The organism is Parendozoicomonas haliclonae, assembly GCF_900174585.1.
Lineage (GTDB): Bacteria > Pseudomonadota > Gammaproteobacteria > Pseudomonadales > Endozoicomonadaceae > Sansalvadorimonas > Sansalvadorimonas haliclonae.
Window position 1 is genome coordinate 1 of record NZ_FWPT01000010.1, and the last position, 13,381, is coordinate 13,381.

General features: G+C 51.6%; 6 protein-coding genes. 1 reads left to right on the forward strand and 5 read right to left on the reverse strand.

The window, feature by feature from the left end:
* The 4 genes from EHSB41UT_RS18805 to EHSB41UT_RS18820 form a co-directional block, all read right to left on the reverse strand.
* The coding region (locus EHSB41UT_RS18805) for an immunoglobulin-like domain-containing protein (RefSeq protein ID WP_341350358.1) at positions 1 to 4,429 on the reverse strand (4,429 nt) is incomplete at its 3' end.
* Positions 4,430 to 4,491: 62 nt separating this feature from the next.
* A complete protein-coding gene (locus EHSB41UT_RS18810; RefSeq protein WP_087112411.1) occupies positions 4,492 to 5,817 on the reverse strand; it encodes an HlyD family type I secretion periplasmic adaptor subunit in 1,326 nt (441 codons plus the stop codon).
* Between the two features lie 11 nt (positions 5,818 to 5,828).
* Positions 5,829 to 7,985, reverse strand: a complete 2,157-nt coding sequence (locus EHSB41UT_RS18815; RefSeq protein ID WP_087112412.1) for a type I secretion system permease/ATPase — start codon at positions 7,983 to 7,985, stop codon at positions 5,829 to 5,831.
* Positions 7,986 to 8,165: 180 nt separating this feature from the next.
* Positions 8,166 to 9,218: an AraC family transcriptional regulator gene (locus EHSB41UT_RS18820; RefSeq protein WP_133060575.1), complete on the reverse strand. Its 1,053-nt coding sequence runs from the start codon at positions 9,216 to 9,218 to the stop codon at positions 8,166 to 8,168.
* Between the two features lie 318 nt (positions 9,219 to 9,536).
* Between EHSB41UT_RS18820 and EHSB41UT_RS18825 the strand changes: the two genes are divergently transcribed.
* Positions 9,537 to 10,256: a response regulator transcription factor gene (locus tag EHSB41UT_RS18825; protein ID WP_087112414.1), complete on the forward strand. Its 720-nt coding sequence runs from the start codon at positions 9,537 to 9,539 to the stop codon at positions 10,254 to 10,256.
* Positions 10,257 to 10,269: 13 nt separating this feature from the next.
* Here EHSB41UT_RS18825 and EHSB41UT_RS18830 read toward each other — a convergent pair whose 3' ends face one another.
* Positions 10,270 to 13,149 carry an ATP-binding protein gene (locus EHSB41UT_RS18830; protein WP_165767329.1) on the reverse strand — a complete coding sequence of 960 codons (2,880 nt, stop codon included), beginning with the start codon at positions 13,147 to 13,149 and terminating at the stop codon, positions 10,270 to 10,272.
* Between the last annotated feature and the right edge of the window lie 232 nt (positions 13,150 to 13,381).

Below are 13,381 nucleotides of genomic sequence, written 5' to 3' on the forward strand. Positions count from 1 at the left end.
TGTCATCGGTAATCGCGGTGACCACTTCATCGGGACTGAACGTCAGGTTCTCAAACTCACTGCCGCCGGTGACACCGGTAATGCTGTTGGAAACCGTATCACCGTTCTCGACCCAAACATCATCGCGGTTAATGGCCAGATCCACCGTGCCACTGGTGGCGCCGGCCTGAATGGTAATCTGCTGCTGGTTCGCCAGATTAACTGTCAGACCGTTGTGGCCGGCAACCGGCAAACCATCGGCATTGGCCAGGGTGGCGGTGTAGGTAATGGAGCCGCCATCTTCACTGGTGGTCGGTGTCGCGGTCAGCGTGATTGTCACTTCATCTTGATCATCCGTGATCGCGGTGACCACTTCCTCCTCGCTGAACGTCAGGTTCTCAAACTCGCTGCCTCCGGTGACGCCGGTAATGCTGTTGGACACCGTATCCCCGTTCTCGACCCAAACATCATCACGATCGATGGTCCGATCCACCGTGCCACTGGTGGCACCGGCTTGAATAGTTATTTGCTGCTGGTTGGCCAGCGTGACGGTCAGACCATTGTGGTTATCAACCGGTAAGCCGTCGACGTTAGATAAAGTCGCGGTGTAGGTAATCGAGCCGCCATCTTCACTGGTGGTCGGTGTCGCGGTCAGCGTGATCGTCACTTCATCCTGATCATCAGTGATCGCGGTGACCACTTCCTCCTCGCTGAACGTCAGGTTCTCAAACTCGCTACCACCGGTGACGCCGGTAATGCTGTTGGAGACCGTATCACCGTTCTCGACCCAGACATCATCCCGGTCGATCGCCAGATCCACCGTGCCACTGGTAGCACCGGCCTGGATGGTAATCTGCTGCTGATTCGCCAGCGTCACGGTCAGACCATTGTGGTTAGCAACCGGCAAACCATCGACGTTAGATAAAGTCGCGGTGTAAGTAATCGAGCCGCCATCTTCACTGGTGGTTGGGGTGGCGGTCAGCGTGATCGTCACTTCATCTTGATCATCAGTGATCGCGGTGACCACTTCCTCCTCGCTGAACGTCAGGTTCTCAAACTCGCTGCCGCCGGTGACGCCGGTAATGCTGTTGGAAACCGTATCACCGTTCTCGACCCAAACATCATCGCGGTCAATGGCCAGATCCACGGTGCCACTGGTGGCCCCGGCCTGGATGGTGATCTGCTGCTGGTTGGCCAGATTGACGGTCAGGCCGTTGTGATTGTTGACCGGTAAACCATCGGCATTGACCAAGGTGGCGGTGTAGGTAATGGAACCGCCATCTTCACTGGTGGTCGGGGTGGCGGTCAGTGTGACAGTGACCGTATCAGTGTCATCGGTAATCGCGGTGACCACTTCATCCAGACTGAACGTCAGGTTCTCAAACTCGCTGCCGCCGGTGACGCCGGTAATGCTGTTGGACACCGTATCCCCGTTCTCGACCCAGACATCATCCCGATCGATCGCCAGATCCACAGAGCCACTGGTAGCGCCGGCCTGAATAGTGATCTGCTGCTGATTCGCCAGCGTCACAGTCAGACCATTGTGGTTAGCAACCGGCAAGCCATCGACGTTAGATAAAGTCGCGGTGTAAGTAATGGAGCCACCATCTTCACTGGTGGTTGGTGTCGCGGTCAGCGTGATCGTCACTTCATCCTGATCATCAGTAATGGTGGTGACCACTTCATCCTGACTGTAGGTCAGGTTCTCAAACTCACTGCCGCCGGTGACGCCGGTAATGCTGTTGGAGACCGTATCACCGTTCCCAACCCAAACATCATCGCGATCAATCGCCAGATCCACCGTGCCACTGGTGGCCCCGGCCTGGATGGTGATCTGCTGCTGGTTAGCCAGCGTGACGGTCAGACCATTGTGGCCGGCAACCGGCAGACCATCGGCATTTGTCAGAGTGGCGGTGTAAGTAATCGATCCACCATCTTCACTGGTGGTCGGTGTCGCGGTCAGCGTGATCGTCACTTCATCTGGATCATCAGTAATAGCGGTGACCACTTCATCCGACGTAAAGGTGAGGTTCTCAAACTCGCTACCGCCAGTGACGCCGGTAATGCTGTTGGAAACGGTGTCGTTGTTCTCCACCCAGACATCATCGCGATCAATGGCCAGATCCACGGTGCCACTGGTGGCCCCGGCCTGGATGGTGATCTGCTGCTGGTTGGCCAGATTGACGGTCAGACCATTGTGGTTAGCAACCGGCAGACCATTGGCATTGTTGAGGGTGGCGGTGTAGGTAATCGATCCACCATCTTCACTGGTGGTCGGTGTCGCGGTCAGCGTGATCGTCACTTCATCTTGATCATCAGTGATCGCGGTGACCACTTCATCCTGACTGTAGGTCAGGTTCTCAAACTCGCTGCCACCGGTGACACCGGTAATGCTGTTGGAGACCGTATCACCGTTCTCTACCCAGACATCATCCCGATCAATCGCCAGATCCACCGTGCCACTGGTGGCCCCGGCCTGGATGGTGATCTGCTGCTGGTTAGCCAGCGTGACGGTCAGACCATTGTGGCCGGCAACCGGCAGACCATCGGCATTTGTCAGAGTGGCGGTGTAAGTAATCGATCCACCATCTTCACTGGTGGTCGGTGTCGCGGTCAGCGTGATCGTCACTTCATCTTGATCATCAGTAATAGCGGTGACCACTTCATCCGACGTAAAGGTGAGGTTCTCAAACTCGCTACCGCCGGTCACGCCGGTAATGCTGTTGGACACCGTATCACCGTTCTCGACCCAGACATCATCGCGATCGATCGCCAGATCCACCGTGCCACTGGTGGCCCCGGCCTGGATGGTGATCTGTTGCTGATTCGCCAGAGTGACGGTCAGACCATTGTGGTTAGCAACCGGCAGACCATCGACATTAGATAAAGTGGCGGTGTAGGTAATCGAACCACCATCTTCACTGGTGCTCGGAGTGGCGGTCAGGGTCACGGTGACGGTATCGGTGTCATCGGTAATCGCGGTAACCACTTCATCGGGACTGAACGTCAGGTTCTCAAACTCACTGCCGCCGGTGACACCGGTAATGCTGTTGGAAACCGTGTCCCCGTTCTCGACCCAGACATCATCGCGATCAATGGCCAGATCCACCGTGCCACTGGTGGCCCCGGCCTGGATGGTGATCTGCTGCTGGTTGGCCAGCGTCACGGTCAGACCATTGTGGTTAGCAACCGGCAAGCCGTCGACGTTCGATAAAGTCGCGGTGTAAGTAATCGAGCCGCCATCTTCACTGGTGGTTGGGGTGGCGGTCAGCGTGATCGTCACTTCATCTTGATCATCAGTGATCGCGGTGACCACTTCCTCCTCGCTGAACGTCAGGTTCTCAAACTCGCTGCCGCCGGTGACGCCGGTAATGCTGTTGGAAACCGTGTCGTTGTTCTCCACCCAAACATCATCACGATCGATGGCAAGGTCCACAGTGCCACTGGTGGCCCCGGCCTGGATGGTGATCTGCTGCTGATTCGCCAGCGTCACAGTCAGGCCATTGTGGTTGGCAACCGGCAAGCCATCGACGTTAGACAAAGTCGCGGTGTAGGTAATAGAGCCGCCATCTTCACTGGTGGTCGGTGTGGCGGTCAGGGTGAGGGTAGTCTCATCAATCGTGTCATCGATGCTGACAGTGATAATATCTTCATCAATAACAATCTCATTAAAGCCTCCGCCTGAGGCCGATTCTATTTGATTATTAATGCTGTCAGGATCGAGGAATACATCTTCACCATCTGTGATGGTGTAATCAAAACTGCCACTGGTTAAACCATCGCCAATAATAATTGTGCCGAGAGTGGTGTTGATGATCGTATTGCCCTGACTGGCATTGGCAAGTGTCGCTGTGAATGTGACTATGCCACCGGCTTCGGTGAGAGTGAGTGGTGTTCCTGTTAGCGTAACCGATGTATCTCTGGGGGCAGCGTCAGCCTGATTGCTGATCCGGAAAAACGCCTGTTGAGCTGGTGCTGTGGTATCAAAGCCAAACTGAACCTCCACCTCATCGGAGTTCAAGCCAAGGTCAACACCTGGTGAGAAACGCCCATTTTGTGGAGTACCAGCCGCCGGTGGTTCAGAGGGAATAGTGGGTTCGCCTGCGCCGGTAGGCTCATCCGGCAGTTCCTCACCTGCGGTTGGCGACGGCAGGTTGTTAATCTCATCAAAAAGATCGGTCTGAGCCAGGGCGCTGTCGTTAATCTCAAAACCCAATGCTGACAGTGTTAACAGGCTGCCAAGATCAAGAGGTGAGCCTTCAGAAACTTCTGTTGTACGACCATTTCCCAGAGAAAGAAGTGCAGGTCCGCCTTCAGCAATCACCACATCACCCTGAAACACACTATCCCCGGGCAGAAGTGTCTGCTCACTGCCGTCTGTGCGGATAACCTTTAGTGAACCGGAAATCTGTTGAACGGTACCTAATTGATTTTCGATAACAGCGTCCATGTTGTGTTCTCCCGAATCAGTCCTGATTTGTTGTGTTTATTTTCTGATACTGTTTTAAGCGTTTATCTTTCGCTGAAAGCCATATGTTTTGCTCGTAAGACCGGTTTCATCAGATAGGACATCAGGCTCTTCTTTCCGGTCAGAATATCCACGTCTGCCACCATGCCGGTGATAACGGGCTTACTGTCATCCAGTTGGGTTCTGTCGGTTTCGATATGGGCGATATAGAAGCTTTCGCCCTGATCGTTGGTAATGGTGTCTGCTCCGAGATGAACCAGTTGTCCTTTCAGACCGCCATAAACGGTGAAGTCGTAGGCAGTAAAGCGCACCACAGCTTTCTGGCCTGGATGCAGAAAGCCAATATCCTGTGGCCGAATCTGGGCTTCGATCAGTAACTTGTCCCCCAGTGGAACAATCTCCATCATCTTCATCCCAGGCTGAACCACACCGCCTTCGGTATTGGCCAGAACCTGTTTCACTATGCCGTTCACGGGGGAACGAACCTGCGCCCGTTCAACTCGATCGGCCAGCGCGGTGCTGGTCGCTTCCAGTTCTTTTAGTCGGGTCACGGTTTCGTTGAGTTCGGCTCTGGCTGTGCTGATAAACGTGAGCTGCAGTTCATTGATGCGCTGGCGGGTTTCGTTCTGCATAGCCACAAGCCGTTGTGAAGCTTTGTTGTTCACATCCAGCTCACCCTTGCTGTCACTGATCTGTCGTTCAAGACGCAGCACTTCAATACGTGAAACCGCTCCGATTTCAGAGAGACCACTGGCGATATCCAGTTCTTCCTTAAGCAGTGTTGTCCGGCGTTGGAGCTGATCACGTTGCGCCCGGTTTTCTTCCAGCTGACGTTTCTGCTGTTGCAGCTGCTCCTGAAAAACGGCCTTTCGGCTTTGCAGCTCCTGAACGCGGCTGGTATAGAGATCCAACTCCTGCTGGGCCAGATCCGGATTATCCTGCCAGACTTGCGTTGGCATCACCGGCTCAATGCCGTCTATCTCTGCTTGTAAACGGATGCGTTTGATATTCAGACTTTTGCGGTTCACTTCCTGCCCGCCCAGGCTGGACATAAACTGAGTGTCATCCAGCACCAGCAGTACCTGTCCTTTTTCAACCTGGTCACCTTCCTTAACCAGGATTTCTGCCACAATGCCGCCTTCCAGGTTCTGGACATCCTGCACCTGACTGGATGGAATCACCTTGCCGGAGCCGCGGGTAATTTCATCCATCTCCGCCCAACTGGCCCAGGCAATAAACAGTACAACCGCCAGCATGGCGATCCAGATAATGGCTTGCCCGCCTTTAGGACGGGTACGTGAAACGGCAGCCTGGGCGTCGGCAAGGAAGGCGTTGTCCGGGCTTTGATTGGTTTCGTGATTTGATTTCATCCGTGATGCCCTCAAGTGCCAGGTTGCAGGGTTTGTTCACGGCGCTGACCTTCGCCATACACACCCGCCAGCATATCGGCGGGGCCGTCGGCAATGATCTTGCCTTTCTCGATAACCATGATGCGTTCAGCCAGATTGAGCATCGCCAGATGGTGGGTCACCATAATCAGGGTTTTGTTTTCACAAATATGCGTCAAGGTTTCACAGACGCGCGCCGCCGTATGGTTGTCCATGGCGCTGGAGGGTTCATCCATAATCAAAAGTGGAGGATCACCCACCAGAGCACGGGCCAAACCGACAGCCTGAACCTGCCCTCCGGACAGATTGCGACCCATCTCGCCAACCTGAAAATCGAGGCCGTTGGGACTGTTACTGATCAGTTCGCCCAGACCGGCCAGACGGGCAACCCGCAGAATTTCTTCATCGGTGACACCGGTACGACCCAGAACAATATTTTCCCGAATGGAGCCGCTGAACAGGCTGACAACCTGAGGGACATAGCCGATATGTTCGCGAAGGGAGGCTGGGTCAATCTGGCGAAGGTCGATGCCATCCAGTGACAGGTTGCCAGAGGTGGGTTGGTAAAGACCCATCATTAGTTTTATTAACGAGGTCTTGCCGGAACCCATACGACCAAGAATGGCTATCTTCTCCCCGGATTTAATCTGGAAGTCGAGCTCGGAAAGTAAAGGTGGTTGCTCGGGATAGGCAAAGCTCAGGCTCTGGGCTTTCCAGAAACCCCGAATCTTTTTGATCGAAAGGTAGTTGCGATCAGGCTCCCGTTCCTGTGGAAAAGACATAACATTATCAGCCTGATCCAGTGCCTGGCGGGCCCGCTCATACTGGTTAAGCAGGCCGATCATCTGGGTAACCGGAGCCGCACAACGGCCGGCAATCATAATCATGGCGATCAGGCCACCCATGGATAGAGTACCGTTACCGATCAGGTAAACACCGCCAATCACCAGCAACACAGTATTCATTTGCAAAATAAACATGGCACTGTGGCTGGTCATATTCTGCAGCCGACGGATATGAAGGCCGTTGCCTGCCAGAAAGGCGACCATGCGCTCCCAACGAAACTGCATGGAAGATTCGGCCTGTGTGGTTTTCACACCCTCTAACCCTAATAGAGTTTCGGTTACCATGGCTTGTCGTGAGGATGACATCTGTTGCTGTTTAAGGATGCGCTCCTGTAATGGGCGATTTAATCCCCAGGCTATGGCAAGGCAGGCAAGAATACTGACCAGTGGCACAAGTGCCAGCGGGCCGCCAATCCAGACGATCAGAGCCAGAAACAGAACAATAAATGGCAGATCGACCAGAGTGGTGATGCAGACCGAAGTGATAAAGCTGCGCAGACTGTCGAATTCATTCAGGTTGTTAACGAAGCTGCCGGTTGAAACAGGGCGGGCGGCCATCCGCAGACCCAGAGTTTTTTCAAACAACTTGGCGGAGATCTCTTGGTCGATACCTTTGCCCGCATGGTCAATAAACCAGGAACGCTGGATTTTCAGCACCAGATCAAACAGAAAAGCGAGCACAACTCCGAATGCCAACATCCAAAGGGTTTCGGTCGCATTGTTGGGAACAACCCGGTCATAGACGTTCATCACGAACAGTGGCGAGACCAGTGCGAAAATATTAATGAGAAAACTGGCAACCAGAACATCCCGGTAAGTACGCCAATGGGAGCGAACAACGGAAACAAACCAGTCGTAACGGTTCTGGCTTTGTTGCTTCTGTTGTTGATGCTCTTGTCTCTGTTCCGGCAGAAGTTCATTGTCTTCTGCCTGCTTGATAGTAATGGCATACCCGGTATAGCGAGCCAGAAATTTATCTGCAGGTTGCATACTCTGCTGGCCGTTTTCCCAAGTCAGGGCTTCATTGCGGGTACTGTCCAGCTGCAGAAGAATGGCAGCGCTGTTGTTATCAAGAAACAGAACAACAGGGCAGGTTTGTTCAATGAGTGTTTGGTTGTCGAGTTCACAGACCAGGGCTTCAAGGCCGGCTTTGGCTGCCGCTCTTGGAAATAAAGAAGGGGTCAGGGCGCCATCTTCAAGAGGCAGACCTGCGGTCAGGCTGCTTAGTGAATGATTGCGGCCGAACATATCACAAAGAATGATCAGGCAGTCATTAAGACTGCTTCCTGCAAGTTTGCTATCCATGTCTTTGCATTTCCATTTCAGAAAGATGTGCAAAATCTTTCTTCGGTTCGGGGTAAAACGTCACAAAATCCTTTTGCTTATTGTTATTTTATTTCCAGATTTGATTCTTACTTTGCCGTGCGAACACAAAAAACATGCTGCGGATGAACAATGTTCATCAGCTTTTATTAATAAGTCGTATTAAATGTCAGCTTTGGTCAGTGCTTTGCCTGATTTCGATAATTGCTCTGTTAAATAGTGCTGTCGGTATTTGCTGGGTGTCTTCCCAAAGTGTTTTAAAAAGGCTCTGGAGAAAGCACTGCTGTTACCAAAACCAGATTCCAGTGCAATCAGTGTGACACTGGTGTTTTTTCTTGCCGGATTCGCCAAAGCAGAAGCAACCCGTTGCAAACGGCGTTGACGAAGCTCGTCTCGAAAGCTGGTGCCATTCTGTGCCAACAGGCGACTGATGTAAGAGGGGGAAAGGTAAACCTGCTCAGCAATAGCTTCGAGATCCAGATCCGGATCGATCATGTGGTGATCAATTTTGTCTAGAATCCGGTAGAGGTGTTTCTGCTGCCGATCTGATAATTGCGGGCTCATATCCCATTCGGTTTTAAGAGCCATGGCAAGCAGCCCCTGAAAATGGCGGGAGAGCTCCCGTCTCCGAGACATACTGCCCTCGTTGTTCAATACCCCAGGCAGGTTTTCCAGCATTTGTCTGGCAAGTAAAGCCGGGCCGGAGCGGGCATTGAGTGAATAGTTGTTGGCGTGTTGTCTTAGAGCGTTATCGAGCCAGGAATCGCTAATCGCTACTACCAGCCCTTTAAAGTCGGGGCTGAACTGGATATCCTCAGTTTCGGATGAAGACAGTAAGCCTATCTGCCCCGGTAAGATGGTTGTCCTGCAAGAGTGCCTATCTGGCTTATCGGTACCGGTAGAGGATCCAAGGTGAACCGAACCGGATTGAGGAATATAAAGAGCGGTAATGTTTTCGGCTTGGAACGCCACTGGTCGATTTGGCTGGCCGGTTATCAAACCATTACTGTCAATCTGGCAAAGCAGCATATTGTCGACGATATAGCCGTTGAACTGGTTCCACTGGCCTGAGCTGTGCTTTGGACATTGCAGATAAAGTGACAGCGTCGCACTCCCGATCTGTATAGACCAGGGATAGCAGGAGCATTCCATATGCTCGGTCTTTGCGCTGACAAAAATATCCATAAATATAAGGTGGTAGACTTGTTGGTTCACTGAAGCTCAGTATGATTTTCAGAGCTGCAATTGGAGACTTTATTGTATTTTTGATGTTGTAGAGTGTCTGTAGGAATTGAAATGAAAAGGCAATGGAATTGTTAATGGTATTAACAGTTAATAAATAATTTGAATGTGAGGTTGTTCGGCTTTTTTGTGTGGTTCCGCACGTTTTAATAATTTATTAGGATGACTCTGTTGTGTATTGAGTAACGATTGTTAGGGAAACTTAACAGGTTTTTCTTAAGGCTTACGTTTTTTTAACGTTTGATTTATAGTAATAACAGGACTTTAAAAGTCAGCGCAAGGATAGTGGTTATGTCTAATAACATGATCAGAGCGCTCATCGTTGAAGACGATTTAACCGCCCGTACGATGTTGGCGGAATATCTCAAGGCTCAGCAATGGGTAGTTCGAGAGTGCTCCGAAGCAAACCGTATATTTGATATGGTGGCAGAAGAACCTGTCGACCTTATCTTTCTCGATCTGCATCTGCCGGGTGCAGATGGTCAGACTCTTTGTAAAACTCTTCGCAAGCAGGGTGATGTTGGTATTATTTTCACCACGTCCTGTGATGATCCGATTGAAAAGATAATTGCTCTGGAGAATGGTGCGGACGCTTATTATGTAAAACCGCTGCCATTACGGGAGATTCTGGCCTGTTCAAAGAACCTTGTGCAGCGGATACGTTCATCCGCCTCAGCCAGCGTGCCAGCTACTGAAAAGAGCTACCGGTTTACCAATTGGGAATTCAGTGATCGGGACCTGACGATTCGAGGAGAGTCTGGCAGTACATTGAGTCTGACTCGTAATGAGGCGCGGGTTCTGAATTTTATGATTCAACATGCTAACCAGCCTTTAAGCCGGGAGAAGTTGGGTAAGCTGACCGGCAGAACCGAATGGAATCCCGAAGATCGGGGTATCGATGTACTGGTCAGCAAGCTGCGAGGAAAGCTGACCCAAATTTCCGGTGATTCCCAGCTGATAAAAACTCAGTATGGTGTGGGTTATCTTTTTAATGCCGGTAATCAGGATTAGGCCAGTCGTATTTTTAGGCTGATGTCGTTTGTTCCTGCTGCCGGGTGATGAGTTGGCGAACTTCGGCCAATTCCTTCTCCCAGAACATCTCCAACATCTGCAGATCTCTGATAAAACTGTCGTTAGCCTCTTCGATGAATTTGGCCTGTTGGGATGTTTGCGACGCATGAATAGTCAATGCGGCGCTGCGCAGACGATGGGCTGATGCTGCCAGTGTCTTCTGATCTTGCTCTTCAAGAGCGGAATACATCATTCTAAATGATTCAGCCACAGATCCTGTTGCCGCCTGTACAACCCGCTGCATACCGCTTTGGCCAAGAAGTTCAGTTGTTTCCTGCAAGGCTGAGAGGTTGATTGATATGCCTCGGGCGAGCAGGAACTGTCGCTCCGCACTGTCCAGTAGCTGGCACAGGGTTGAAGGCCGGGCTGGCTTTTGCAGCGTGTTATCAAACTGGTTGAGCTCTTTATCAGGGAGAAAACCATTATCAATATTGCCACTGAGCAGAATGGCATAGAGATTATGGTGGCAGGCCTGGTCTGCATAATATTGAAGAATCTGTTGGTGGAGCGCTGCACCATTGGTATCCGGTAAGTGGTAATCCAGAATCAGGATGTTGATACTTTGAGCTTCGGTCTGATCGAGGGCTTCCTGGCCGGAATGGGCTGCGATACAGGTAAATCCTGCCCGTTCAATAATTTCACTGAGATATAAGGTGTTGGTTGGATCATCATCCACAACCAGAACCTTATAGTCAGAGCGGGTGATTCGCCGGTAATCTGCTGAAGACGTCTGGTTACTTTTCGCGGTGTCAGGTGTCACTTTTTCAAGTGGAACATCCAGAGTAAAACAGCTGCCATGGTGCAATTGGCTGTTAAGGCTGACCCGCCCGCCCATTCGGCTGACGATTTCATGGGTGATCGCCAGTCCGAGCCCTACGCCTCGGGTTCGGGATGTGTCATTAGCGTTATTGGACTGTTTTCCCTGAACAAACGACTGAAATATGGAAACTTTTTTCTCTTCAGGAATGCCCGGGCCAGTATCAGTAACAGCCAGATGCAGTTGTCCTCGCTGATAACGACAGCTGACAGTGATTGAGCCTTGTTCGGTGAACTTGATGGCATTGTGTATCAGGTTAATGAGAGCCTGCCTTAACCGCTGCTGATCCCCCTGTAACCACATTTCACCACGGACTTGTTCAAATTGCGGCGGTTGGACAATCAGAGGCAGCCCTTTATCTCTGGCAGAGATAGTCATTAATGACTCTATCGCACCCAGCCAGCGGCCCAGCTCAAAAGGTTCGCTTTTCAAGGCCTTCTCTTTGGCATCCAGGCTGGAGAAGTCGAGCGCATCGTTCACGATATCCAGCAATGATTGGCTGGCCGCTTCTGCGCTGGCTCTTAACTTTTCCTGCTTCAATGACAGGTTATTGCCCTGCAACAGTTTGAGAGCTCCAATCAAGCCGCCCAAAGGTGTTCTGACCTCATGGCTCATAATCGCCATCAGCTCACTTTTACGATATGACGCGGACTGGGCTTCGCTTCGGGCTTCTTCCAGCTGATCAAGGCGTAGCTTCAATTCGTGAGTACTTGTGTCAACGGCCTGTTGCAGCTCTGCTCGGCGCAGCATGGCGGCAGTGATCAGCGTGCGAATGCGGGCTCCGAGAAAAAATACACTGCTGACCGCGACAAACACATAGCCCCAATTGGACAGCCGTGTCTCAGTCAGCCGTGCATAGAACAGAGTTTCGTTCACCGCAGCCAGTGCAAACATAACGGTGAGTGCCGCAACCTGAATCGCGTGATCCCTACGCAGAATAACAATACGGATCATGCAGAAAATCAGATAACAGATGGTCGACATATTGAGCCAGATCCAGGGATCACGGAAATGGACATAAAACAGTGGTGGTGTGAGCAGTGTCAGCACTGACCCAATAACGCCCAGATAAAACTGTCCTGTTATCGGAAGGCTTTTGATGTCGTTTGGAAACAGGCGCTGCAGAAACATCAGATAGGAGGAGGCCGATAAAAACATCCCGATATATTCCGCTTTAAACAGCCACTCGACAGAGAACTCTGGGTCTATATAGAAAAACAGTTTTTCAACACCCAGCACCCGCAGGCCACCAAACAGAAAGGTACTGCCCAGCAACAGAGAGACGGTATCCATCCGGCTGCTGATGGTTAGAAACAGTACGAAGATGCCGAGAGTCAGGAAGGAGATTGAAAGAACTGTGGTGCCGGCAACCCGGATGCGTTCCTCGTACATCAGGTTCTCCCAAGTATCAATAATGGGAGCCTTGGCCATACCGCCATCAATATGATGAAAGCTGGAGACCTGAATCAGAATATTAAAGGTTTTAGCGGCCGGCAGGGGCACAAGAATGGTTTCATCCCGTGGGGTTTCACTCTCTTCTGACGTTCCAACCTTGCCGAGTTGTTTAATTGGCTCGCCATTCACCCAGACGCTTGCGGCCCGGTAAATACTTTTGATCTTTAACCCCAGGTCATTCCGCTCGTTGGGGAGTGTAAGCTGCAAAGAGTAGGTGCCATAGCCAGGGCCGGGATAGGAATCATCACCCAGTCGGTTCCAGCGGGATGGAACGGGAATGGTTGTGGGGCTGCTTTCAGGAAATTCTTCCCAGCTTAACAACTGGTGCCAGGCAAAATGCCATTCGCCTCTGAGGGCAACAGGTAAGGTATCGGACGGTAAAACCAGTGTGCCGTTAGTTGCAGCGATATTCTCCGGACGGGAGGTTAAAATGCCGGATAGCATGCTCCAGCACATCACCACCAACAACAGGGCTGTTATCGTGTGTATGGCCCAATAACGTCCTTTGGGCAGTTCCCAGTAACTGGCCGGTACCGGTTTGTTAACGTCTGTTATTTTCATTGTGACGTTGTCGTTATGCATCCATTCAGAAGTGTTATTATGCCGGAATCTCAAGGTTTGTCAGGCTTACTGTCATTGAGCAATACCGACAAACCACAGACAAAGTGTCGCAAGTTACTGTGCAGGGCACAGTTTCGTTTCAAATTGTCAGCAGACGTTGCCCTCTGATAGTGAAAGGCTGCACAATCGAAGATGGAATTTTTCCCGTCTGTCAGGGTCAAAGGGTTGCCGG

Excerpts from the sequence above, each read along its gene's own strand:
- EHSB41UT_RS18810 (WP_087112411.1), bottom strand. The coding sequence starts at position 5,817 with ATGAAATCAAATCACGAAACCAATCAAAGCCCGGACAACGCCTTCCTT.
- EHSB41UT_RS18815 (WP_087112412.1), bottom strand. The coding sequence starts at position 7,985 with ATGGATAGCAAACTTGCAGGAAGCAGTCTTAATGACTGCCTGATCATT.
- EHSB41UT_RS18825 (WP_087112414.1), top strand. The coding sequence starts at position 9,537 with ATGTCTAATAACATGATCAGAGCGCTCATCGTTGAAGACGATTTAACC.
- EHSB41UT_RS18830 (WP_165767329.1), bottom strand. The coding sequence starts at position 13,149 with ATGAAAATAACAGACGTTAACAAACCGGTACCGGCCAGTTACTGGGAA.